Below are 24546 nucleotides of genomic sequence, written 5' to 3' on the forward strand. Positions count from 1 at the left end.
AGGGGCTGCCGCCCCTTCGACCCCGCCGGGCAGGGGGTGGGTGGTGGGGTTGTCGGGGGACTGCGGGTTGTTTGTGGCTGGTCGTGCCCACGCGGCGGAGCCGCATATCGATACAGCCCCGCGCCCCTTTTTGGGCGCGGCTCCAGCCCGGAGCAGCACTCATCAGCCCGCGCCCCACCACACCAATCCCGCGCCAGGCTCCTCCGCCCCAAGCACGCGAAGCGCGCCGCGCTCAGCGGGCAGGTCCAGGAAGGGGTGGGTCACGGGGTCGGTCGGTCTCCTCGGTCGGCAGGTGTCCATACGGCGTCGTTCGAGCGTGATCCCGCGGTACACCCTGCCCCGCACTGGCGACTTCTGAGGCCAGACGGGTCGGCAGCCTTGGGATTAATTTGAGCACCTCAAACATTTCCTTATAATCGGAACTATCAGTTCACTCACAGGAGGTCACCCCGTGAACACGGTCCTCGGACGCCGGACCCGCATTCTGGCCGCCACCACCGCGACGGCCGGACTGCTGTTCGTCGCCGGCTGCTCCTCGGACGACGACGGTGGGGAGACCACCGCGGGCGGGGTCACCCTGGTGAAGGCCGGACGGCTCACTACCTGCACCCACCTGCCGTACCCGCCGTTCCAGTCGGAGATCGACGGCAAGGTGCAGGGCTTCGACGTCTCCCTCGTCGACCTGGTCGCCGAGGACCTGGGCGTGCAGCAGGAGATCGTCGACACGCCGTTCGAGAACTTCAAGACCGGCGCCTTCCTCAACGCCGGCCAGTGCGACCTCGCCGCGGCCGGTATGACGATCACCGAGGAGCGCAAGAAGAACGTCGACTTCTCGGTCCCGTACTTCGACGCCACCCAGGCCGTGCTGGCCGCCAAGGACAGCGGCATCTCCTCCTCCGCGGACCTCGAAGGCAAGAAGGTCGGCGCCCAGGCGCAGACGACCGGCGAGGAGTACGCGACCAGCCAGGGCCTGAACCCCGTCTCGTTCGAGTCCTCCGACGCCGTCCTCAACGGGCTGCGCACCGGCCAGGTCCAGGCCGTCGTCATCGACTACCCGGTCGTCCAGGGCTGGCTGAAGGACAAGGCGAACGCCGACGCCTTCGAGGTCGCCGACAACATCAACACCGGTGAGGAGTACGGCTTCACGGTGAAGAAGGGCAACACCGAACTCCTCGACGCCGTCAACAAGGCGATCGACGAGGCGAAGGCCGACGGCACGTACAAGGAGCTGTACGAGCAGTGGATCGGCCCGTACGACGAGGGCGCCGACTCCAGCGCCTCCCCGTCCGCCTCATGAGTGAGGCCGAGAACGACGTCCGGCTCCAGCCCCGCAAGACCGGTCTGACCCGGCGTCAGAAGCGGAGTCTGTCGCGCGGAGCCCAGTACGCCGTGTTCGTCGCCGCCGTGATCGCCCTCGCGGTCTCGGCGGACTGGGGCCGGCTGCGGAACCAGTTCGCGCAGCCCGACCTGGCCGAGCGGATGTTCCCCGAGATCATCTCGGTGGCCCTCAAGAACACCGTGCTCTACACGCTGTCCGGCTTCGTCTTCGGGCTCGTGCTCGGCATGGTCATCGCCCTGATGCGGTTGTCCCCGGTGGGCCCGTACCGCTGGCTCGCGGGCGTCTACATCGAGTTCTTCCGCGGCCTGCCCGCCCTGCTGATCTTCATCTTCGTGGGCGTGGCCGTACCGCTGGCCTTCCCGGGCACGCAGATCCCGGGCGGTACGTACGGCAAGGTCGCACTCGCCCTCGGGCTCGTCGCCGCCGCGTACATGGCCGAGACGATCCGCGCGGGCATCCAGGCCGTGCCCAAGGGGCAGATGGAGGCGGCCCGTTCGCTGGGCTTCTCGCACGCCCGGGCCATGGTCTCGATCATCATCCCGCAGGCGTTCCGGATCGTGATCCCGCCGCTCACCAACGAGTTGGTGCTCCTGTTCAAGGACTCCTCGCTCGTGCTGTTCCTCGGCGTGACCCTGGAGGAGCGCGAACTCGCCAAGTTCGGCCGCGACCTGGCGAGCCAGACCGCCAACTCCACGCCGATCCTGGTGGCGGGCCTGTGCTATCTGCTGGTGACGGTGCCGCTCGGGTTCGTCGTACGGCGGCTGGAAGCGAAGGCGGCGGAGGCCACGCAATGAGCGACCCGAAGAACCCGAAGAACCCGAAGAACCCGAAGAACCCGGAGAACCCGGAGAACCCGGAGAACCCGGAGAACCCGGAGAACCCGGAGATCCAGGTCCGCGGCCTGCACAAGTCCTTCGGCGACAACCACGTCCTGCGCGGCATCGACCTGGAGATCGGCCAGGGCGAGGTCGTCTGCGTCATCGGCCCGTCCGGCTCCGGCAAGTCGACCCTGCTGCGCTGCGTGAACCTCCTGGAGGAACCCACCGAGGGCCAGGTCTTCGTCGGCGGTACGGAGGTCACGCACCCCGATGTCGACATCGACGCCGTACGCCGCCGTATCGGCATGGTCTTCCAGCAGTTCAACCTCTTCCCGCACGTCACGGTGACCGAGAACCTCACGCTGCCGCAGAGGCGCGTACTGAAGCGGGACAAGGCGGAGGCGGCCAGGATCGCCGCCGAGAACCTTGCGCGCGTGGGCCTCGCCGAGAAGGCGGACGCCTACCCGTCCTCCCTCTCCGGCGGCCAGCAGCAGCGCGTCGCCATCGCCCGCGCGCTCGCGATGGGCCCTGAGGTGATGCTCTTCGACGAGCCGACCTCGGCGCTCGACCCCGAGCTCGTCGGCGACGTACTCGCCGTCATGCGCATGCTCGCCGACGAGGGCATGACGATGATGGTCGTCACCCACGAGATGACCTTCGCCCGCGAGGTCGCCGACCGGGTCGTCTTCATGGACGGCGGGGTCGTCGTCGAGGACGGCACACCCGAGCAGGTCATCGTGAAGCCGCGGCACGAGCGTACCCGCCACTTCCTCTCCCGCCTCCTCGACCCGGCGATGGCGGACGTGGAGGAGGAGACGTCGGACCAGGTCGGAAAGTCCGACCAGCGGCCCGCTCACTAAGGTGCGGTACATGAGGAATCAGGCGGTGCTGCACGTGAAGGGGCGGGTGCTCGTCGGGCCCGACGACGTCCGCGACGAACTCTGGGTCGTCGGCGGGAGGGTCTCCTACGACCGTCCCGCCGGCGCCCGTGAGGTCCGTACCGTCAAGGGCTGGGCCCTGCCCGGCCTCGTCGACGCGCACTGCCATGTCGGCCTCGACGCCCATGGGCCGGTCCCCGACGACGTCTCCGAGAAGCAGGCGCTCACCGACCGCGAGGCGGGCACGCTCCTGATCAGGGACGCCGGCTCGCCCTCGGACACCCGCTGGATCGACGACCGCGACGACCTCCCGAAGATCATCCGGGCCGGCCGCCACATCGCCCGTACCCGCCGTTACATCCGCAACTACGCGTACGAGATCGAGCCCGAGGACCTCGTCGCGTACGTCGCCCAGGAGGCCCGGCGCGGCGACGGCTGGGTGAAGCTGGTGGGCGACTGGATCGACCGGGACGCGGGCGACCTGACGGCCTGCTGGCCGCGGGAGGCGGTGGAGGCGGCGATCGCCGAGGCCCACAGGCTCGGCGCGCGGGTCACGGCCCACTGCTTCGCCGAGGACTCCCTCCGGGACCTCGTCGAGGCGGGCATCGACTGCGTCGAGCACGCGACGGGCCTGACGGAGGACACGATCCCTCTCTTCGCCTCGCGCGGTGTCGCCATCGTCCCCACCCTCGTCAACATCGCGACGTTTCCGGCCCTCGCGGACGGCGGCGAGGCCAGGTTCCCGCGCTGGTCGGACCACATGCGGCGGCTGCACGAGCGCCGCTACGACACCGTGCGGGCCGCGTACGACGCCGGCATCCCCGTGTACGTCGGGACCGACGCCGGCGGATCACTCGCGCACGGGCTGGCGGCCGCGGAGGTCGCCGAACTGGTCACCGCGGGCATTCCGGCGGTCGAGGCGGTGTCCGCGACCACGTGGGGCGCGCGGCGGTGGCTGGGCCGGCCCGGCCTGGACGAGGGCGCACCCGCGGACCTCGTCGTGTACGACGGGGACCCGCGAGCGGACGTACGGATACTGGCGGCGCCGCGGCGGGTGGTGCTGAACGGCCGGGTGGTCGGCTGAGCGCTCCGCCGGAAGTGCCGCGATGTGCCGTCGTTCGTCTGCGGCAACCGTCGTGGCCGGTCGCGCCCGCGCGACGGAGCCGCATGCTGACGCCGCCCTGCGCCCCTTCGGGGGCGCTGCCCAACCGTCTCCCCCCGCAATCCTCCCCGACGGCCGCCCCATCCCCTGATGACCGGCCCCGAGCGCCCGCCACAACAGTCACGTCGGCATCGTGCGTGAGCGCATCGACGGGGTCACCGGTGCCTGATCTCCGGGAATTCGAGAACCCTTTCCACCCCAATTCTCCGGGGTTGATCCGGGGAATTCACCGAGGGTAGGTCCCCGTATTCTTCTGCCCGCTCTCCCCTCTCCTAAACACAAAGATTTAGCGAACATCGCGAGACGCAATTCAGGCAGGTCTCACGAGAGTTACACACATGTGACCGACTCCACATCGCGCCCGTTTCCTCCCCTAATTTCCGGGCAAAACACCACCTTTTGCCGCCCCTTCGCGCGCCTACACACGCCCGCGGGATAACACACGAGCGCCCAGTACGTAACCCCGCACGGCGATGCAATCCGAAATTCCTCTCGGTAAATTCAAGCCGTATGACTGCCGCACAAGCAGACACGTCAGCGCCAGCGCCGATGCCAGTGCCAACCTCAGCACAGGCAGCGGCGGAATTCCTGGAAATGCCGGAGGGACTGCGCATCGAGCGCCCCGAAGTGACCGACGGCGCCGCGCTCTGGCGGATCGCCCGGGACTCACGGACCCTCGACCTGAACTCCTCCTACAGCTACCTGCTGTGGTGCCGTGACTTCGCCGGCACCTCGGTGGTCGCGCGGGACGCGACCGGGGAACCGGTCGGGTTCATCACCGCGTACGTCCGGCCCGACCAGCCGGGCACCCTCCTGGTGTGGCAGGTGGCCGTCGACGCCGCGTACCGCGGGCGCGGGCTGGCCGCCGCGCTGCTGGACGGGCTCACCGCACAGGTCGCGCGTCGGCACCCGCTGACCACCGTCGAGACGACCATCACGCCGGGCAACACCGCCTCCGAGCGCCTGTTCGCCTCCTTCGCCGAGCGGCACGGCGCCCGCGTCACCACCCAGGTGCTGTTCGACACGGACCTCTTCCCCGACAGCCCGAACGACCCGACCGACCCGAGCGGCGCACACGACCCGCACGACCCCGAAGTGCTCTACCGCATCGGCCCGTTGACCCACCTCCCCCTCTGAGGAGCGATTGCCGTGACCATCACCCAGCCCGACCTGAGCGTCTTCGAGACCCTGGAGTCGGAGGTGCGCAGCTACTGCCGCGGCTGGCCCACCGTCTTCGACCGTGCGCAGGGCAGCCGGATGTACGACGAGGACGGCCACGCGTACCTGGACTTCTTCGCGGGGGCCGGGTCACTCAACTACGGCCACAACAACGCCGTACTGAAACGCGCCCTCATCGACTACCTGGAACGCGACGGCGTCACGCACGGGCTCGACATGTCGACCACCGCCAAGCGCGCCTTCCTCGAAACCTTCCAGAACCTGGTGCTGCGGCCGCGTGACCTGCCCTACAAGGTCATGTTCCCGGGGCCGACCGGCACCAACGCCGTGGAGGCCGCGCTGAAGCTGGCGCGGAAGGTGAAGGGGCGGGAGGCGATCGTGTCGTTCACGAACGCCTTCCACGGGATGTCCCTGGGGTCGCTGGCCGTGACCGGCAACGCCTTCAAGCGCGCCGGGGCCGGCATCCCGCTCGTGCACGGCACGCCCATGCCCTTCGACCACTACCTCGACGGTAGGGTGCCCGACTTCCTGTGGTTCGAGCGGCTGCTCGACGACCAGGGGTCCGGCCTCAACAAGCCCGCCGCCGTGATCGTCGAGACCGTGCAGGGCGAGGGCGGCATCAACGTCGCGCGCGCCGAGTGGCTGCGTGCCCTCGCGGACCTGTGCGAACGCCAGGACATGCTGCTGATCGTCGACGACATCCAGATGGGGTGCGGGCGCACCGGCGCCTTCTTCTCCTTCGAGGAGGCCGGGATCACGCCGGACATCGTCACCGTGTCCAAGTCGATCAGCGGGTACGGACTGCCGATGTCGCTGTGCCTGTTCAGGCCGGAGCTGGACGTCTGGGAGCCGGGCGAGCACAACGGCACGTTCCGCGGCAACAACCCGGCGTTCGTGACGGCCACCGCGGCCCTGGAGGCGTACTGGGCCGACGGGGCGGCCATGGAGAAGCAGACCTTTGCCCGCGGTGAGCAGGTCGAGCAGGCCATGATCTCGATCGCCGAGGAGAACCTCGCCGATGTGAAGGAGTACCGGGGCCGCGGGCTCGTCTGGGGGCTGGAGTTCCACGACAAGGAGCGCGCGGACCGCGTGGCCCGGCGCGCCTTCGAGCTCGGGCTGCTCATCGAGACGTCCGGCCCCGAGGGCGAGGTCGTCAAACTGCTCCCTGCCCTCACCATCACGCCCGACGAGCTGGACGAGGGCCTGCGGATCCTCGCCCGAGCCGTACGGGAAACCGTCTGACCACCATCTCAGACGACACACCGAGAAACACACCGAGCAGGAGGCATCGCAGCATCGTGATTGTCCGTTCGTTCAAGGAACTCGAAGGCACCGACCGGCATGTGAAGTCCGCGTCGGGCACCTGGGAGAGCAAGCGCATCGTCCTCGCCAAGGAGAAGGTCGGCTTCTCGCTGCACGAGACGACCCTGTACGCGGGTACGGAGACGTCGATGTGGTACGCGAACCACTTCGAGGCCGTCGTGTGCGTCGAGGGCGAGGCCGAGCTCACCGACGACGAGACCGGGAAGAAGTACACCATCACGCCCGGGACCATGTACCTCCTCGACGGGCACGAGAGGCACACGATGCGGATCAAGAAGGACTTCCGCTGCATCTGCGTCTTCAATCCTCCCGTGACCGGCCGGGAGGACCACGACGAGAACGGCGTCTACCCCCTGCTCACCGAGGAGGTCTGAGTTCACCGTGACCACCACACCCATGACCACCACCGTCCCCGACCTCTACCCCAGCCGCGGCGCCACCGAGGTGACGACTCCCCGCCAGGACCCGGTCGTGTGGAGCGGCCCCGGCCACCCCGGCCCGATCTCGCTGTCCGGCCTCCAGTCGTACGAGCGCGACGGCTTCCTCGCCATGGAGGAGCTCATCACCGAGGACGAGGTCGCCCTCTACCACGGTGAGCTGGAGCGGATGACCGCCGATCCGGCGGTCCGCGCCGACGAGCGGTCGATCATCGAGCCCAAGTCGCAGGAGATCCGCTCGGTCTTCGAGGTGCACCGGATCAGCGAGATCTTCGCCCAGCTCGTGCGCGACGAGCGTGTCGTGGGGCGGGCGCGGCAGATCCTCGGCTCGGACGTGTACGTCCACCAGTCGCGGATCAACGTCAAGCCCGGCTTCGGTGCCTCCGGCTTCTACTGGCACTCGGACTTCGAGACCTGGCACGCCGAGGACGGACTGCCGAACATGCGGACCGTGTCGGTCTCGATCGCGCTGACCGAGAACTACGACACCAACGGCGGGCTCATGATCATGCCCGGCTCGCACAAGACGTTCCTCGGATGTGCGGGGGCCACCCCGAAGGACAACTACAAGAAGTCCCTCCAGATGCAGGACGCGGGCACGCCGTCCAACGAGGCGCTGACCTCGATGGCGGGCGAGTACGGCATCAAGCTCTTCACGGGCCGGGCCGGTTCGGCGACCTGGTTCGACTGCAACTGCATGCACGGCTCCGGGGACAACATCACCCCGTTCCCGCGCAGCAACGTCTTCATCGTGTTCAACAGCGTGGAGAACTCGGCGGTGGAGCCGTTCGCGGCACCGATCCGCCGGCCTGAGTTCATCGGGGCGCGGGACTTCACACCCGTGCGGTGAGCGGAATCCGGCCGGCCCGCGGCGCAGTCGCAATCAGATGGAGCATCGGGGCCAGGGATTTCACCCCCGTACGGTGAACTGACGCGAGCCAAGGGCCCGGGACTTCTCCTGCGAGAAGGTCCGGGCCCGCGTGCTGCCGCCTGCCTACAGCCACGCCAGCGACGCCGCCCGCTCCAGTACGTTGCGTACGGCCCGCTCGTCGCCCGTGGCACCCCGGGGCACCTCGTCCGGGTCGTACCGGCCGCCGACGAGGCGGCAGAAGTCGACCGGGGCCAGCACGAGTTCGGCGTGCACCGGCTCGTCCTCGGAGCCCAGGACCCACTGGTCGTCGGGCTCTGTCCCGGTCACCGTGAACAGCACCGGGGGCGCGCTCGCCAGGGCCATGCCGAGGATACGGACGGCGAGGCGGACCAGTTGCCACAGGTGGGCGTCGGGGAGCGGGGGCACGGCGAGGCCGAGGGCGCGGCCGATGTCGTCGGTGTGGATCCACGTCTCGAAGGCGCGTACGACGAAGTGGTCGGCGACGGGCAGCCTCAGGCCCATCAACGGCACGGCATGCGCGGCGCGTTCGTGGTCGTGGGCCTCAGGTGTGGCGAGCAGTGCGGCGGCCTGCGCGGCCCAGTCGGCGACAGTCTCCTCGGGCGCGCGGGTCCGCTCGTGCGCGATCACGTCGGCGGTCCGGGCCGTCCAGGCGCCCTCCCACGAGGCCCCCTCGGGAATCCGCGAGGGCGGTACGCGCGGGTCGATGCCGAGTTCCCGGGCCAGCGGCTCGTCGGCGGCGAGGAGGTGGGCCACGGTCGCGTGGACGTCCCAGTCGTGCACGACCGGTGTCGCCCAGCGTCCGTCCACCTCCTTGAGCAGCGACTGGAGTCCGGCGACGGCGGCGGCGTACGGGGCCGCGTGCGAGGCGGCCCTGGGTGTGCGGGGCCGGGAGCGGCGGGCCGCGGCGAGGACGCCGTCGGCGCGATGGCCGTTGCGGGAGACAGGCGGCCCGTCCAGCAGCCGTACCGCTTCCCTCAGCCGTTCCGCCTCCGCCGCGCACTCCTCGCACTCGGCGAGGTGCGGCGGAACGGTCTTGTCCTCGTCGGGCGGCAGCGCGCCGACGGCCCAGGCGGCCAGCAGTTCCCGTACGCCCTCGTGGTCCGTGGCCATCACATGCCTCCTCCCGCTGCCCGGAACTCCATCGGTCTCCCTGGCGAGGGGAGCACCGGCTTCAGCCGGTGGGGGAGTCGCATCCCGGGCCTGTGGTGGGTTCTTTCCGCCTCGACAAGAGGTCGGTTCGGGCTGGACCGCAGCCTTCGGGTTGGAAGCCCTCTCCTTACGGGTGGGGGAGCGGAGTCACCCTGCGCCCCTTTCCAGTGTGGAGCAACAGGGAGCATTCGCGGGTCGACGAGTCCGCCGTAGGCCTCGTACGCCTCGTTCAGCGCGGACTCGTCCCCCCACCCAGCCGCCGATGCAACTCCGCATCCGTAGGACGACTGTCGAGCGTCTCTGATTGGCTTAGGGATCCCGAGCGTTGCTCAGGGCGCAAGCCACTCGCCTTCGTGCCCTGGTGCTGAGCGGCAGAGGCCGTCAGCCCGCGTGACACGTCCCTCCGGACGCTGATCGGTCAGGCCGCATGGTCTGACCGAGGAGGGTGCCCGACGTCGCCTGGGCGCCGGGCGCGCACGTGACACTCTGCCACAGGATCGCTACGTTTCGCTCACCCAGTAGATGAACCTCGGCTCCACCGCCACCCACCGTCCCTGGCGTCCTTGCGGATTCCGCGCCACTGTTCAGCCGGACAGGACGTCCAGCAGGGCGTCGACGTCGGCGGTCGTGTTGTACAGGTGGAAGGCCGCCCGCAGGTTGCCCGCGCGGTTGGCGACCTCGATCCCGGCCTGGCTCAATTCCGGCTGCCGGTGGCCGAGGCGGGGGACGGAGACGATGGCCGACCCGGGGGCGGGGACCGGTTCGTGGCCGAGTTCCGCCAGGCCCTTGCGGAAGCGGTCGGCGAGGGCGAGGTCATGGGCGTGTACGGCCTCGACGCCCAGTTCCTCGATCAGGGCCAGGGAGGGGCGGGCGCCCGCGTACGAGAAGAGGGCGGGGCTTTCGTCGAACCGGCGGGCGGAGTGGGCGAGTTCCTCGACCGGGCCGTAGCAGCTGTCCCAGGGGTGCTCCCCCGCGACCCAGCTCGCGAAGACGGGGTTGAGCCCGCCGAGGTCCTCCGGGACGACCAGGAAGGTCACGCCCTTCGGGCAGACGAGCCACTTGTAGGCGACGGAGGAGACGTAGTCGTACGCGTTCGCGTCGAGCGGCAGCCATCCGGCGGCCTGGGAAGCGTCGATGTACGTACGCGCCCCGTGCGTGCGCGCGGCCTCGCGGATCGCGGGCAGGTCGGCGACACGGCCGTCGGCGGACTGGACGGCGCTGACCGCGACGAGGGCGGTGCCGGGGCGCACCGACTCGGCGACGCGCTCCAGCGGGACCGTGCGCACCTTGAGGTCGCGGCGCATGTGGAAGGGGTTCACCACGGAGGTGAAGTCGGCCTCGGCGGTGAGGACTTCGGCGCCCTCGGGCAGCGAGGTGGCGATCAGGCCGGTGTAGACGGCGACCGAGGCGCCGGCCGCGACCCGGCGCTCCGGCCCCCCCAGCAGCCGGGCGAAGGAGGCACGGGCCGCCTCCACGTCGGCGAACATGTCCGTCGGCCGCCCGTCGGCGGCGGACTGCACCGCGACCCGCATGGCTTCCACCGTGCGGGCCGGGAGCAGCCCGGTGCTCGCGGTGTTCAGGTAGGTGTTCTTCGGGGCGAACTCGCCTCGGACGAGGCTCTCGAAGGTCTCCATGGGACCACTCTGGAGCTTCGCGACCTCCCCGTCCATTGACTTCTTTTGCGTGATCCGCCCAAGGAACGCTTATACGTCGACCTTGACCAGGGCCGACGCCCATCCCGTCACTGCTGCGGTACGGCACATCCGTCAGGCCCGCACGCCTCGGCGTCCGCCTGCTGGACGAGCTTCAGCGGTGAACGTTCGCCCCACGCCTGGGTCAGCGCCTGGGTGAAGGTCTCGATGGGCTGGGCGCCGGAGATGCCGTACTTGCGGTCGAGCACGAAGAAGGGCACGCCGTTCGCGCCCAGCTCGGCGGCCTCGCGCTCGTCGGCGCGCACCTCGGCGGCGTACGCCTCCGGGTCGGCGATCACCTTGCGGGCGGCGTCCGCGTCGAGCCCGGCCTCGACGGCGAGCTCGACCAGGTAGTCGTCCGCGTCGGTGTAGAGGGGCCGCTCGTCGACGAAGTTCGCCCGGTACAGGACCTGGAGCAGCTCGTCCTGCTTGCCCTGCTCCTTGGCGAGGTGCAGCAGGCGGTGCATGTCGAAGGTGCTGCCGAAGTCGCGGCCCTCGGCCCGGTACCCGAGCCCCACGGCGGCGGCCAGCGTCTCCAGGTTGCGCTCACCGGCCTGCGCCTGGGCCGCGCTCATCCCGTACTTCTTCGTCAGCATCGCGGTCACGGACTGGACGTCGCCCTTCGCGCGGCCCGGTTCCAGCTCGAAGGACCGGTGCACCACCTCGACCTCGTCGCGGTGCGGGAAGGCCTCCAGCGCCTTCTCGAAGCGGGCCTTGCCCACGTAGCACCAGGGGCAGGCGATGTCGCTCCAGATCTCGACGCGCATGTCTACGGCTTCTCTCCACTCGCACGGGCACGGAGACACCCTCCGCTCAGTACGTGAACGTTCAAGGAACCCGGGTCATTCCCCGGTCACGGAGAACCGCAGATACAGATGGTGGTCCCCCTCGGCGAACGGTTTCTCCGGATCGGGAACCCAGCCCTGGCGGGCGTAGAAGGCCTGGGCGCGGTGGTTTTCGACGTGCACGGAGAGCGTGGCCGTCCGCTTGCCGTCGGCCCGCCACTCCTCCGCGCAGGCCGCGTGCAGCGCCCGCCCGACGCCCCGGCGCCACCGCTCGGGGTCGACGTGGAACTGGAACAGCTGCACCGTGTCCACGGGCGCCGCCTCGCGCGTACGGAAGGAGGCAATGCCGCCAAACGATCGGGTAAGCTGCACGCCGTGCGTTGCGAGAACCAAGCACGTACGACGCGCTGAGTGAGAACCAAGTCGGCGCAACCCAATGCTTTCGGGCAACCGGGCAGGTTCCGTCCCGGCTGGTGTTGAGGGAGTAAGACCTTTCGGGCCGCTGGCCTGCGGGGTTTCCTGAGCCAGGAATCCCCCATGCTTTAACTGGGGGAGGGTTCAAACGCTCCCTGATCATGCAGCGGAGGACGTGCACGGGGCCTTTGCGGTTCCTGCGACATGGGTGAACCGAGCGCGGTACGCGCTCGGTTCACCCTGCTCTCGGCGTCCTTAGCTGCCGTCGCGCAGGTCGCTCGGCCAAGCGGCCCTGAACTCGATCTCGTCGTACGTCACCACGCAGCCCTCGCCGAGGGGCGACTGGGTCATGAAGCCGACCAGAGCCGCACCGGTCTCCTTCTCCTCCCCCAGCGTGAACAGCCGGACGAAGGTCCAGCGCTTGCCGTCGCGGGAGGCGTGGAAGGCGAAGGCACGGCCGGTGCGGCTCACCCGCAGCCAGACCGAACTGCCCTCCACCGTGAAGGAGTTGGCGTCGTCGGAGTGGCCCCGGGTGACCACCGAACAGACGGTGGCCACGTCCGGCGAGTACTCCAGGCACAGCTTCGCCCAGGCCCGCTCCCCCACGTGGACGTAGAGGACCCCCGCGTCGAAGGCCGTGTTGAAACCGACGGCCACCCGGGCGATCAGCTGGAAGTCGCCCTCCGGAGCACCCAGGAGACGCGGCGCGTCCGAGGCCGGGTCCAGCGCCTCGTCGGTCGGCGCCACGAAACGGTCCTGCCGCGCACCGGCCCAGCCGGTGAGGACGCCGTCCTCGTGGGACCAGTGACCGTCGGGGCCGTATGTGCGGAGGGAGAAGGGGAGTTCGGGAAGTTCGACGTCCATCCCGAGAGTGTCCCAGTTCCGTGGTTCGTACGAGTACCGGGGCACCGTCTCGTCGGCGGTGCCCCGGGCCGGTGCGATCAGCGCTCCAGCCGCCCGTTGAACCGCCGCGGCAGCCCCAGCGGGTTGTCGTCCCTCAGCTCCGCGGGAAGCAGCGCCTCCGGCGCGTTCTGGTACGCCACCGGCCGCAGCCACCGCTCGATCGCCGTCCCGCCCACGGAGGTCGACGTCGACGTGGTCGCCGGGTAGGGCCCACCGTGGTGCTGGGCCAGAGCCACCGCGACCCCCGTCGGCCAGCCGTTGACCAGGACACGCCCCGCGAGCGGCGTCAGCTCGGCGAGGAGCTCGGGACCGCGCCCCTCCCCGGCCGCCTCCTCGGAGGACAGGTGCACGGTCGCGGTGAGGTTGCCGGGAAGGCGGGACAGCACGGAGGTCGCCTCACCCTCGTCCTCATAGCGGGCCACGACAGTGACCGGCCCGAAGCACTCCTCCAGGAGCAGGTCGTACTCGCCCTCGGCGGCCAGCCTGCTCGCCGGGACGGTCAGGAAGCCCGGGCTCACCGTGTGCTCGCTGCCCGCGCCCGGGGTCACCGGGGAGTCCACGTCGGGGAGTTCGGTGCGCTCGGCGACCCCGGCGATGAAGTTGTCGCGCATACGGTGGTCGAGGAGGACCCCGGAGTCCACGTTGCTGACGGCGTCGGTGAGGGACTTGACCAGTTGGTCGCCCGCGGCGCCGGACGGGGCGAGGACGAGGCCCGGCTTGACGCAGAACTGGCCGACGCCCAGCGTCATCGAGCCCGCGAGCCCGGAGCCGATGGCCTCGGCGCGCTCGGCGGCGGCGGCCTCGGTGATCAGGACGGGGTTGAGGGAGCCCAGCTCGCCGTGGAACGGGATCGGCACCGGCCGCGCGGCCGCCGCGTCGAAGAGGGCCCGGCCGCCGCGTACGGAACCGGTGAACCCGGCCGCCGCGACCAGCGGGTGCCCGACCAGCTCGACGCCCGCCTCGAAGCCGTGGACGAGGCCGAGGACGCCCTCGGGGATGCCGTGCTCGGCGGCGGCCCGGCGCAGCACCTTGGCGACCAGCTCGGACAGGGCCGGGTGGTCGGGGTGGGCCTTGACGACGACCGGGCAGCCCGCGGCCAGCGCGCTCGCGGTGTCGCCGCCGGGGACGGAGAAGGCGAAGGGGAAGTTGGAGGCGGAGTAGACGGCGACGACGCCCAGGGGGACCTTGTAGCGGCGCAGGTCCGGGATCGGCGGGGTCGCGGTGTCGTCGGGGTGGTTGATGACCACGTCGAGGAAGGCGCCCTCGTCGACGATGTCCGCGAAGGCCCGCAGCTGGTAGCAGGTGCGGGCGAGTTCGCCGGTGAGCCGGACCGGGCCGAGTGCGGTCTCCGCGTCCCCGGCCTCGACGAGCTGGTCCTTGGCGGCCTGAAGCTGGTCGGCGGCCGAGCGCAGGAAGGCCGCGCGGACCGTGCGGTCGGCGAGAGCCCCGCGGGCCGCGTGCGCGGCGCGTACGGTGGCGTCCACCTCCTGGGCTGTGGCCTCCACCGCAACCTGCTCACGCTGCTTCCCGGTTCGGGGGTCGACACTCCAGACTGGTGCTGCTGCCACCGAGGGTTCCTCCACATGTCTTGCCGCGGTACGTAGGTCATTCACCGGGTCAGCTACCAGGGCTGTTCGATATGCTGAACACTGTCTCTGATGGTGAATATGATGCGGAGACTATTTGCCGTCGAACGAAGGGGTCAAGGGCGATGTCGGCAGGCGAGACAGGCGGCGGGTCGCAGGTCAAGTCCGCGGTGCGGACCGTTGAATTGCTTGAGTACTTCGCCGGTCGCCCCGGTATGCACTCGCTGGCCGCCGTGCAGGAGGCCGTGGGTTACCCCAAGTCCAGCCTGTACATGCTGCTGCGCACCCTCGTCGAGCTCGGCTGGGTCGAGACGGACGCGACGGGCACGCGGTACGGCATCGGCGTACGGGCCCTGCTCGTGGGGACGTCGTACATCGACGGCGACGAGGTCGTGGCCGTGGCCCGCCCGACGCTGGACCGCCTGTCGGACGACACGACGGAGACGATCCACCTGGCCCGGCTGGACGGCACGAACGTGGTCTACCTCGCCACCCGCCAGTCCCAGCACTACCTGCGCCCCTTCACCCGCGTGGGCCGCCGCCTCCCCGCCCACTCCACATCGCTGGGCAAGGCCCTCCTCGCCACCCACACCGACGAGCAGGTCCGCAAGATGCTCCCCGAGACCCTCCCCGCGCTCACCGAGAACACCATCACCGACCGCGAGAAGCTCATCGAGGAACTCCACCAGGTCCGCGAACAGGGCTTCGCCGTCGACCGCGAGGAGAACACGCTGGGGCTGCGCTGCTTCGGCGTGGCGATTCCCTACCGCACGCCGGCGCGGGACGCGATCAGCTGCTCGGTGCCGGTGGCCCGGCTGACGCCGGCGCACGAGCAGCTGGTCAAGGACGCGCTCTTCGATGCCCGGGACCGCCTGACGCTGGCGACGCGGAGGCTGTGACATGGAGGTGGTCCTGCGCGAAGTCCACGACAGCGACCTGCCGGTCTTCTTCCGCCAGATGAACGACCCGGCCGCGCTCCGGATGGCCGCGTTCACGGCCGAGGACCCGGCCGACCGGGCGCATTTCGACGCGCACTGGGCACGGATCCGGGCCTCGTCCGACGTCGTCGTCCGTACGGTGCTGGTGGACGGCGACGTGGTGGGCAGCGCGGCGGTGTACGGCGCTCCGGAGGAACGTGAGGTCACGTACTGGATCGACCGTGCGTACTGGGGCCGCGGCATCGCCACGGCCGCGCTGCGGGCCCTGCTCGCACAGATACCGGAACGGCCCCTGTACGCCCGTGCCGCCGCCGACAACACGGCCTCGCGCCGGGTGCTGCGGAAGTGCGGCTTCGAAGAGACGGCCCGGGCGAGGGGATACGCGAACGCGCGGGGCGAGGAGATCGAGGAGGTCCTCCTCGCCCTGAAGTCCTGATGTCCGGAATTCCTGATGCGGTCCCCTTCATGAAGTCCCCATGAGTTCATGAAGGCCCCATGAGAAAACCGGACGCAAGGAACGATCCACCCGATCCCGCTCGTCCTCCTGAGCGGGATGAACAAGACGATCAGGCGGACCGCCGTCTTCACGCTGCTGCTCGTGCTCGCGCTGCTGGTCAGGGCGACCTGGGTGCAGTTCTACGACGGCCAGGCCCTCGCAGACGGCAAGGACAACCGGCGGAACGTGATGGAGAAGTACGCGCAGCCGCTCGGGAACATCGTCGTGGCCGGCGACGCGATCACCGGCTCGAAGCGGACCACGGGAGGCGACCTCGCGTACCAGCGGACGTACACGGACGGCAGCCTCTACGCGGCCGTGACGGGCTACAGCTCGCAGGTGTACGGGGCGACGCAGCTGGAGGGCATCTACCAGGACCTGCTCGACGGCACGGCCACCCGGCTGAAGGACCCGCTCGACGTCCTCATGGACAAGCACGCCGCCCCGGGTGATGTGATCACGACGATCGACCCGGATGTGCAGAAGGCCGCGTACGAGGCTCTCGGCGACACGAAGGGCGCGGCCGTCGCGATCGACCCGGCGAGCGGCAGGATTCTCGCGGTCGTCTCCACCCCGTCGTACGACCCGGGGACCATCAGCGGCAGCGGTTCCGCCGACGGTGACGCCTGGAAGCAGCTCACCAAGGACGCCGACAAGCCGATGACGAACCGGGCGCTGCGCCAGCCGCTGCCGCCGGGGTCGACCTTCAAGCTGGTCGTGGCGGCCGCGGCGCTGGAGGACGGGCTGTACGCGTCGGTGGACGAGCGGACGGACAGTCCGGACCCGTACACGCTGCCGCTGTCGAGCACGGTGCTGTCGAACGAGAACCCGTCCGCGCCCTGCGAGAACGCCACGATCCGGGTGGCCCTCCAGTACTCCTGCAACAACGTCTTCGCGAAGATGGCCGTCGACCTGGGCCAGGACAAGGTCAGGGCGATGGCGGAGAAGTTCGGCTTCAACGACGAGACACAGGACGTGCCGGTGCGGGCGTACGCGAGCGTGTATCCGTCGGACATGGACGAGGCGCAGACGGCCCTGACCGGCATCGGCCAGTTCGACGTCACGGCCACTCCGCTGCAGATGGCCATGGTGTCGGCCGCGATAGCCAACGGCGGCGAGCTGGTCTCGCCGCACATGGTGTCGCGGACGACGGACGGCGACGGCAATGTGCTGACCGACTACGACAGCGACGCCGGGACCAAGGAGATCGTCAGCTCCTCCACCGCCGAGCAGCTCCAGTCCGCGATGCGGACCGTGGTCGAGGAGGGCACGGGCACGAACGCGCGGATCTCCGGGGCCACCGTGGGCGGCAAGACCGGTACCGCCCAGCACGGCGAGAACAACAGCCAGACTCCGTACGCCTGGTTCACGTCGTACGCGAAGTCCGACTCCTCCGGCAAGGAGGTCGCCGTCGCGGTGATCGTCGAGCAGTCGGACGCGGCCCGCTCGGAGGTCAGCGGCAACGGGCTGGCGGCGCCGGTCGCCAGGGAAATGATGGAAACGGCCCTGCGGGACTGAACCCCGGCCGCCCGGAAGCCATATGAAGAGATGAGCCGCCCCCTTCCCCCCAGGGGGCGGCTCATCGCCCCTCAGTTCACCGGTACGGCTACTTCACCCCGAGCAGCTGCTCGATCGGGTCGATCGCGAAGTAGACCAGGAACAGCGCCGCGGTGCCCCACAGCAGCCAGTGCACCTCCTTCGCCTTGCCGAGGACCACCTTGATCAGGACGTACGCGAGGAAGCCCGCGCCGATGCCGTTGGTGATGGAGTAGGTGAACGGCATCACGGCGATCGTCAGGAACGCGGGGATGGCGATCTCGTACTTCTCCCAGTCGATGTGCTTGACCTGGGTCATCATCAGGAAGCCGACCGCGACGAGCGCCGGGGCCGCAGCCTGGAGCGGGACGATGGTCAGCAGCGGGGTCAGGAAGAGCGCGAGGGCGAAGAGACCGCCGGTGATCAGGTTCGCGAAGCCGGTGCGCGCGCCTTCTCCGACACCCGAGGCCGACTCGATGTACGAGGTCGCGGAGGAGGACGAGGACGCGCCGCCGACGACCGCCGCCGCACCGTCGATGAGCAGCACCCGGCCGAGGTTCGGCACCCTGCCCCGCTCGTCGAGGAGTCCGGCCTCGGCGCTGATGCCGACGACCGTGCCCATGGTGTCGAAGAAGTCCGAGAGGATCAGCGTGAAGATCAGCAGGACGACGGTGATGACGCCGGTCTGACCGAAGGCGCCGAGCAGGCTGAACTCGCCGAGGAGTCCGAAGTCGGGGGCGGCCACGATGTCGTCGGGGAGCTTCGGCGTGGTCAGGCCCCAGCTCTCGATGTCGGCGGCCGCGTTGATGACGATCGCGACGACCGTCATGGCCAGGATGCTGATCAGGATCGCGCCCTTGACCTTGCGGGCGAGCAGGCCGACGGTCAGCAGCACACCGGCGCAGAAGACGAGGATGGGCCAGCCGGTCAGCGACCCCGTGAGGCCCATCTGCACCGGGACGCTGGTGTTCGCGGCGTCCGGGATGCGGGTGACGAACCCGGCGTCGACGAAGCCGATGAAGGCGATGAACAGGCCGATGCCGACGCTGATGGCCTGCTTGAGCGGTTGCGGGATGGCGTGCATGACGGCCTCGCGCAGCCCGGTGACCACGAGAACGCAGATCAGCAGGCCTTCGAGGACGACCAGGCCCATCGCGTCGGCCCAGCTCATCAGCGGGGCGATCTGGAAGGCGACGACCGCGTTCAGGCCGAGGCCGGCGGCGAGGGCGAGGGGCAGGTTGCCGCCGACACCCATGATGATCGTCATCACGGCGGCCACGAGGGCGGTGGCGGTGACGAGTTCGGCGCCGTCGAGCCGGTTACCGAACTTGTCCTCGGCGCTGCCGAGGATGATGGGATTCAGGACAAGGATGTACGCCATCGTGAAGAACGTGGCGAAACCGCCGCGTATCTCGCGGGCGAAGGTGGAACCCCGGGCGCTGATCCTGAAGAAGCGATCGACGTTGTTCACCCGGGGTGGCACGGCGCTCGGCCGGTCGGCCACCTTCTGTGCGTCGGACATGGCTGGTACTCCTCGTGACGTGCGGGTACTGCGCGCGGATGCTGGCTGGGATTGTTCCCTTGTTGAACCCGGTTCAGGTTTTCGCCGTGTTACGGAATCGAGTTCGATGGGCCGCACGAGGCCCGAAGCTCCGTACGAACTCCTGATACTCTCTCGGCTCTCGCGCCAGAAGATCACCATCCCTTCACGGGCGCATCACAGGGCCGTATACGCCCGTGGCCGGCTCCGGCCGGCAGCCGCACTGCCTGGGAGGAAAGGGGAGAGGTCGCCCGTGGGCACTGTCGTCGACGACGCCGCCTCCGTGGAGTTCCATGCCTTCTTCGAGCGCCACTACGCCGAACTGGCGCGCCTGGCCCATCTGTTGACCGGCGAGGCGGACGCGGCCGACGATCTGGCGGCGGACGCGCTGCTCGCGCTGTGGCACCGCTGGGACCGGGTGCGCGCGGCCGACCATCCGGTGGCGTACGCGCGGGGTGTGGTGGCGAATCTGGCCCGCACCCGCATACGCAGCGCGGTGCGCGAACGCCGTCGGATCACCCTGTTCTGGTCGCAACGTGACGAGAAGACAGAAAATCCTGACATACCGGGCGTGGTCGATGTCCAAGAGGCCCTGCGCAGACTGCCGTTCCGGAAACGGGCGTGCGTGGTGCTGCGGCACGCCTTCGACCTCTCGGAGAAGGACACCGCGCTCGCACTGGGGGTTTCCGTCGGTACGGTGAAGAGCCAGACGTCGAAGGGCATGGCCGAGCTGCAGCGGCTCCTCGGTACCGAGGGGGCTCCGCTGCGCGTGCCCAGGGCGATGGCGCGCACCAGCGGTGAGGCGGGAGGAAGGGTCCGATGACGACGCGGCGGGACGTGCACGACGAGCTGCGTGCCCGGCTGCACGAGGCGGCCGAGGCCCACGAGCCCGACCGCGCGCGCATCCTGGCCCGGATCGAGCGCGGTATCGCCGCTCCCGAGGAGCGCGGCCGGGGCCGGCGGGCGGAGCGTCCGCCGCTGTGGGGCTGGGTGCGGGTGGTGAGTGCCACGGCCGCGGTCGCGGGCATCCTCGGCGTGGGCGGCTTCGCGGTCGCCTCCGCGGTCAAGGGCGAGGAGCCGACCGACGACCAGACGGTCGCGGTCTCCCCCACGCCCACCCCCTCGCCGTCCCCGGACGCGACCAGCCGGGCGCCGATCCAGCCGGCCCCGGAGCCGTCCCGGGAAGCCGAGGTCGACGAGCAGCCCAGCTCGACCCCGTCGCGCACCCCCGAGCCGCAGAACTCCGCCCCGCTGAAGCCGCCCGCGTCGGGCGCCGTCGAGGACGGCCCGCTGTGGTCGGACGGCTCGGTGGACCCGCACAGCAACGACTTCTGGGCGCAGAGCAATGTGACCCTGAAGACGGGCAAGGAACTCACCCAGCTCACCGTCGAGTTGCGGATCGCGCAGACCGGCGGGGTCACCTCGACCGGCGCCTGGCGCTCACTGCCGGAGCAGGACTTCACGCTGACGGTCGAGGAGAAGGACGGCTTCCTCGTGTACACGTGGGTGCTCAAGGACGGACGTACCGTCCCGGAGGGCGAGTTCGTCTTCGCGGGCCAGTACGACCACGAGCGCGGCGGCCGGGACGCGAAGGACGACACCTACTCGGCCGCGGCGCAGGCGGACGGCGAACAGCTCGCCGTGGCGGGGGACTTCGCGGCTCAGGGCGGCGACGAGTCGTCGGACGAGGGCGATTCGTAGAGAAGTTCAAGAAGTTCGCAGGAGGCGGCAAGGTTCGTGTCGCGGAAACAACCACACGTTCGCTTTTCACGTCCCTTCCGGTAGAGCTGCTGGCCCGAGCCCCCCTCGGCCAGTAGAAGAACGCCCCCGCCGGTGACGACCGGCGGGGGCGTTCACTCTTGCGCGGAGGGCTAGTTCATGGTGGAACCGATCGCCGTCGACCCCGTCGTCAGGAACGTGCTCTCGGGCAGCGACCCGTCCGCCTTCCGGGCGCCGTACGCGGCCGTGGCGTCCGTGGACTTGAAGGACGGGGTGGAGACCCCGCTGTCCCAGTTGTTGGCCGCCGACACGGTGCGGGAGCCCAGCTTCGACAGGCCGGCCTTGTTGCTCACCGCGAGGTTGCCGGCGAGGCGGGCCTTGCCGGTGGCGAAGTAGAAGCCGGTGGAGGCGTTGGAGTACGCGGTGTTGCGGTTGAGGAGGATGCCGCCGGTGTTGGAGTTCTCGGTGAAGCCGTGGAGGGTGTTGTCCCAGGCCGCGTTGTTGTTGACCCAGTGGGCGACCGAGACGCCTCCCCCGCCGAGCTTGAAGCCGTTGCCGTTGCCCTCGAAGGCCGCGTCGTTCCAGCGGTTCTTGCCGTTGCCGAAGGCCCAGGAGTGCTCGATCACGACCGGGGAGGAGAACTGCCACAGGTCGATCCCGTCGTCAGCATTGTTGTACAAACGCGCCCCGGTGACCTTGTTGCCCGTCCCCGAGCCGAACTTGATGGCGATGCCGTCGGCGTTCTGGCCGTGGTTGGCGGCGTCGTAGTTGCCGTAACTGTCCAGGTTCCGCACGAGGTTGTCGGTCGTGCCGTCGCCGCGCAGGGTGAAGCCGGAGTCGCCGTTGTTCGCGGTGACGAGGTTCTTGAAGATCCCGCCGACGGACGAGGTGGCGACGAAGCCCTGGGCGGGCGACTTCTGGAAGGTGAGGTTCTGGACGGTCCAGTAGTCACCGTAGATCCCGGCGAGCCAGGAGCCCGCGGGGAGCTTCGAGCCGTCGATCTTCACCTTCTCGCTGCCGTACGCGGTGAGCGTGATCCGGGCCGAAGCGGTGCCGTTCGCCGTGGACTTGAGCGTCTTCGCCGGGTAGTACGTGCCGCCGCGCACCTGAATGGTGGTGCCCGCGGAGGCGTTCGCGACGGCCGACTCCAGTTGGGCGGTGTTGGAGACGGTGACCGTCGTCGTGGCGGCCTGGGCGCCGTCGTCCGCGAGGCCGAGGTAGACGCCGCACGCACCCGAGGCGACGGCCACCGCGGCGGCGACCGAGAGGGTACGGGTTCGGCGATGGCGTCCGGTGCTCTGGCGCACAGAAGTGTTCCTTTCTCAGGGGGACGAGGAGCGAAGCGGGCCGGAGGGGCCGCCCCGGCCCGCTTCTGAGACCTGGTCGCCACCACGACCGGAAAGGTTGCCGCGTCCCAAGCGAAAACGATCGAAAGTTTCGCTCGGATCTTCACACCGCCCCCATTGACGCCCTGTCCCCCACTGATGACACTCCGAGACAGCTCATCCAACAGAATCCATCAGACCCCCACAGGATGTGTCATGCGCCGCACCGCCCGTACGCTCCTGCTCCCTCTGCTGGCCCTTCTTCTCGGCCTGATCGCCGCCCCGCCCAGTCCAGCCCAGTCAGAAAGCTCCGGAGATTCCCAGGTGAACAGAGCGAAGTACGCCGGCTACCTCTTCGCCTACTTCACCGGCGAGGGCACCGCCGACGGCGAGCAGATCCGCTACGCGCTCAGCCGCGGCAACGACCCCCTGCACTGGCGGGAGCTGAACGCGGGCGAGCCGGTCCTGACGTCCACCATCGGCGAGAAGGGCCTGCGCGACCCGTTCGTGATCCGCTCCCCCGAGGGCGACAAGTTCTACATGATCGCCACCGATCTGCGCATGTACCGTAATTCCAGCGGGAGTTGGGACCACGTCCAGCGGCACGGCAGCAAGTCCATCATGGTCTGGGAGTCCACGAACCTGGTCGACTGGACCGACCAGCGCCTGGTGAAGGTGTCCCCCGACAACGCGGGCAACACCTGGGCGCCGGAGGCCTACTGGGACGACACGCTCGGCGAGTTCGTCGTCTTCTGGGCGTCGAAGCTCTACGCCGACGACGACCCCGACCACACCGGCTCGACGTACAACAAGATGATGTACGCGACCACCAAGGACTTCCGCGCCTTCAGCGAGCCGAAGGTCTGGAACGACCCCGGCTACTCGGTCATCGACTCGACGGTCGTGTCGCACCAGGGCACGTACTACCGCTACACCAAGGACGAGCGCGACCCCACCTCCTCCACCCCCTGCTCGAAGTTCATCACCGGTGAGAAGTCGGCCTCGCTGACGGACACCTCGTACGACTTCGTCTCCGACTGCATCGGCAGCGGCTCGATCGACCGGGGCGAGGGCCCGACGGTCTTCAAGTCCAACACCGAGGAGAAGTGGTACCTGTTCATCGACGAGTACGGCGGCCGGGGCTACGTCCCCTTCGAGACGACCGACCTCGACTCGGGCGAGTGGACGATGTCCACCGACTACCAGCTGCCGGCCAGCCCCCGGCACGGCACGGTCATCCCGGTCACGCAGGAGGAGTACGACCGGCTGCTCGCCGCGTACCCGGTGAGCCCCACCTCGGTCGTGGACGCGACGGCACGCGGCCGGAAGGGCTACGCCGTCGTCACCGAGGAGACGTCGAAGGTCGTCCTGCCGATGGAGCCGGACGCCGACCTCAGGCGGCTCGCACCCAGGTTGTGGGTCGGTGAGGGTGCCGAGGTCAGCCCCCGGTCCGGTACGCGCCGCGACTTCCGCAAGCCGCGGACGTACACCGTGACGGCGGCGGACGGGACAAGCCGCACCTGGACGGTCGAGGCCGTACCGACGCGCAGCCCGCTCCTGCCCGGCCTGTACGCCGACCCGGACGTCAAGTACATGAACGGCCGCTACTGGATCTACCCGACGACGGACGGCTTCCCGGGCTGGAGCGGCACGCGGTTCAAGGCCTTCTCGTCCAAGGACCTGGTCCACTGGAAGGACCACGGCGTGATCCTCGACCTGGGCCCTGATGTGTCCTGGGCGGACAAGAACGCCTGGGCCCCCGCGATCGCCGAACGCGACGGCAAGTACTACTTCTACTTCTGTGCCGAGCAGCAGATCGGTGTGGCGGTGGCCGACTCCCCCGCCGGCCCCTTCAAGGACGCGCTCGGCAGGCCTCTGGTCGCCAAGGGCGGTTCGCTGAGCGGCCAGATGATCGACCCGGCGGTGTTCACGGACGACGACGGGCAGGCGTACCTGTACTGGGGCAACGGACACGGGTACGTGGTGCCGCTGAACGACGACATGGTGTCGTACGACGCGGCGAAGGTGCGGGACATCACCCCGGACAACTTCCGCGAGGGCGCCTTCGTGATCAAGCGGAACGGCACGTACTACTTCATGTGGTCCGAGGACGACACCCGCAGCGAGAACTACCACGTGGCGTACGCGACCGGACCGTCCCCGCTCGGCCCGTGGACCAAGCAGGGCACGATCCTGTCCAAGCGCCCCGAGTACGGCATCAAGGCCACCGGCCACCACTCGGTGGTCAACGCCCCCGGCACGGACGACTGGTACATGGTCTACCACCGGTTCGCGTTGAACGGCCCCGGCAGGGCGGGCGGGGACGGCATGCACCGGGAGACCACCATCGACCGCATGGAGTTCGCGGCCGACGGGACGATCGAGCCGGTGCTGCCGACTCTGGAGTCGATCAAGCCGGTACGGCGGTAGCTCCCC

General features: G+C 69.5%; 21 protein-coding genes and 1 pseudogene. 14 read left to right on the top strand and 8 right to left on the bottom strand.

Translation table 11 applies throughout. The features are described 5' to 3' along the window. Window positions 1-451: 451 nt before the first annotated feature. The 8 genes from ACWD3C_RS07775 to thpD all read left to right on the top strand — a co-directional run bounded on the left by ACWD3C_RS07775 (window position 452) and on the right by thpD (window position 7986). Window positions 452-1297 (top strand): transporter substrate-binding domain-containing protein, encoded by an 846-nt coding sequence (locus ACWD3C_RS07775; RefSeq protein WP_451141195.1) that lies wholly within the window; start codon window positions 452-454, stop codon window positions 1295-1297. Continuing rightward, window positions 1294-2133 (top strand): amino acid ABC transporter permease, encoded by an 840-nt coding sequence (locus ACWD3C_RS07780; RefSeq protein WP_451141197.1) that lies wholly within the window; start codon window positions 1294-1296, stop codon window positions 2131-2133. The genes ACWD3C_RS07775 and ACWD3C_RS07780 overlap by 4 nt, the downstream gene beginning before the upstream one ends. Further along, window positions 2130-3017, top strand: a complete 888-nt coding sequence (locus tag ACWD3C_RS07785) for an amino acid ABC transporter ATP-binding protein (protein WP_451141199.1) — start codon at window positions 2130-2132, stop codon at window positions 3015-3017. The genes ACWD3C_RS07780 and ACWD3C_RS07785 overlap by 4 nt, the downstream gene beginning before the upstream one ends. Before the next feature lie 10 nt (window positions 3018-3027). Continuing rightward, window positions 3028-4119: an amidohydrolase family protein gene (locus tag ACWD3C_RS07790; protein WP_451141201.1), complete on the top strand. Its 1092-nt coding sequence runs from the start codon at window positions 3028-3030 to the stop codon at window positions 4117-4119. A 588-nt stretch (window positions 4120-4707) separates the two neighbouring features. Then, the gene (gene ectA / locus ACWD3C_RS07795; protein ID WP_451141203.1) at window positions 4708-5334 is read left to right on the top strand and encodes a diaminobutyrate acetyltransferase; all 627 of its coding nucleotides are present in this window, start codon (window positions 4708-4710) and stop codon (window positions 5332-5334) included. Between the two features lie 12 nt (window positions 5335-5346). After that, window positions 5347-6618, top strand: a complete 1272-nt coding sequence (gene ectB, locus ACWD3C_RS07800) for a diaminobutyrate--2-oxoglutarate transaminase (protein ID WP_451141205.1) — start codon at window positions 5347-5349, stop codon at window positions 6616-6618. A gap of 56 nt (window positions 6619-6674) precedes the next feature. Continuing rightward, complete coding sequence (locus tag ACWD3C_RS07805; RefSeq protein WP_451141207.1) at window positions 6675-7073, top strand: ectoine synthase; 399 nt, start codon at window positions 6675-6677, stop codon at window positions 7071-7073. A gap of 22 nt (window positions 7074-7095) precedes the next feature. Next, window positions 7096-7986, top strand: a complete 891-nt coding sequence (gene thpD / locus ACWD3C_RS07810) for an ectoine hydroxylase (protein WP_451141426.1) — start codon at window positions 7096-7098, stop codon at window positions 7984-7986. 144 nt (window positions 7987-8130) lie between these two features. On the opposite strand, the gene ACWD3C_RS07815 is transcribed toward thpD, so the two are convergent. The 6 genes and pseudogenes from ACWD3C_RS07815 to ACWD3C_RS07840 all read right to left on the bottom strand — a co-directional run bounded on the left by ACWD3C_RS07815 (window position 8131) and on the right by ACWD3C_RS07840 (window position 14538). Beyond that, window positions 8131-9138 carry a maleylpyruvate isomerase family mycothiol-dependent enzyme gene (locus tag ACWD3C_RS07815; RefSeq protein WP_451141209.1) on the bottom strand — a complete coding sequence of 336 codons (1008 nt, stop codon included), beginning with the start codon at window positions 9136-9138 and terminating at the stop codon, window positions 8131-8133. Window positions 9139-9761: 623 nt separating this feature from the next. Beyond that, window positions 9762-10811 (bottom strand): aminotransferase class V-fold PLP-dependent enzyme, encoded by a 1050-nt coding sequence (locus ACWD3C_RS07820; protein ID WP_451141211.1) that lies wholly within the window; start codon window positions 10809-10811, stop codon window positions 9762-9764. 107 nt (window positions 10812-10918) lie between these two features. Then, window positions 10919-11635 (bottom strand): DsbA family oxidoreductase, encoded by a 717-nt coding sequence (locus tag ACWD3C_RS07825; protein WP_451141213.1) that lies wholly within the window; start codon window positions 11633-11635, stop codon window positions 10919-10921. 75 nt (window positions 11636-11710) lie between these two features. Beyond that, window positions 11711-12001, bottom strand: a pseudogene (locus ACWD3C_RS07830) (GNAT family N-acetyltransferase); the annotation flags it as partial. A 321-nt stretch (window positions 12002-12322) separates the two neighbouring features. Further along, window positions 12323-12931, bottom strand: coding sequence for a DUF1349 domain-containing protein (locus ACWD3C_RS07835; protein ID WP_451141215.1), 609 nt, complete (start codon window positions 12929-12931; stop codon window positions 12323-12325). A gap of 77 nt (window positions 12932-13008) precedes the next feature. Then, window positions 13009-14538 (bottom strand): aldehyde dehydrogenase (NADP(+)), encoded by a 1530-nt coding sequence (locus ACWD3C_RS07840; protein WP_451141217.1) that lies wholly within the window; start codon window positions 14536-14538, stop codon window positions 13009-13011. Between the two features lie 143 nt (window positions 14539-14681). Between ACWD3C_RS07840 and ACWD3C_RS07845 the strand changes: the two genes are divergently transcribed. From ACWD3C_RS07845 to ACWD3C_RS07855, 3 genes are all read left to right on the top strand, one after another. Continuing rightward, the gene (locus tag ACWD3C_RS07845; RefSeq protein ID WP_451141219.1) at window positions 14682-15455 is read left to right on the top strand and encodes an IclR family transcriptional regulator; all 774 of its coding nucleotides are present in this window, start codon (window positions 14682-14684) and stop codon (window positions 15453-15455) included. Window position 15456: 1 nt separating this feature from the next. Further along, entirely contained in the window at window positions 15457-15930 is a 474-nt protein-coding gene (locus tag ACWD3C_RS07850) for a GNAT family N-acetyltransferase (RefSeq protein ID WP_451141221.1), read from the top strand. A 117-nt stretch (window positions 15931-16047) separates the two neighbouring features. Further along, a complete protein-coding gene (locus ACWD3C_RS07855; protein ID WP_451141223.1) occupies window positions 16048-17508 on the top strand; it encodes a peptidoglycan D,D-transpeptidase FtsI family protein in 1461 nt (486 codons plus the stop codon). 88 nt (window positions 17509-17596) lie between these two features. Here ACWD3C_RS07855 and ACWD3C_RS07860 read toward each other — a convergent pair whose 3' ends face one another. Continuing rightward, window positions 17597-19048 carry an NCS2 family permease gene (locus ACWD3C_RS07860; RefSeq protein ID WP_451141225.1) on the bottom strand — a complete coding sequence of 484 codons (1452 nt, stop codon included), beginning with the start codon at window positions 19046-19048 and terminating at the stop codon, window positions 17597-17599. Window positions 19049-19319: 271 nt separating this feature from the next. Here ACWD3C_RS07860 and ACWD3C_RS07865 point away from each other — a divergent pair, with 271 nt between their 5' ends. Then, window positions 19320-19889: a SigE family RNA polymerase sigma factor gene (locus ACWD3C_RS07865; protein WP_451141227.1), complete on the top strand. Its 570-nt coding sequence runs from the start codon at window positions 19320-19322 to the stop codon at window positions 19887-19889. Then, on the top strand, window positions 19886-20767 hold the full coding sequence (locus ACWD3C_RS07870; RefSeq protein WP_451141229.1) for a hypothetical protein: 882 nt from the start codon (window positions 19886-19888) through the stop codon (window positions 20765-20767). Before ACWD3C_RS07865 ends, ACWD3C_RS07870 begins: the two co-directional genes overlap by 4 nt. 170 nt (window positions 20768-20937) lie before the next feature. On the opposite strand, the gene ACWD3C_RS07875 is transcribed toward ACWD3C_RS07870, so the two are convergent. Next, entirely contained in the window at window positions 20938-22092 is a 1155-nt protein-coding gene (locus ACWD3C_RS07875; protein WP_451141231.1) for a right-handed parallel beta-helix repeat-containing protein, read from the bottom strand. Between the two features lie 234 nt (window positions 22093-22326). Between ACWD3C_RS07875 and ACWD3C_RS07880 the strand changes: the two genes are divergently transcribed. Next, window positions 22327-24540: a family 43 glycosylhydrolase gene (locus ACWD3C_RS07880; protein WP_451141233.1), complete on the top strand. Its 2214-nt coding sequence runs from the start codon at window positions 22327-22329 to the stop codon at window positions 24538-24540. Window positions 24541-24546 lie beyond the last annotated feature (6 nt).

The sequence above is a fragment of the Streptomyces sp. NPDC002845 genome, from assembly GCF_053591955.1.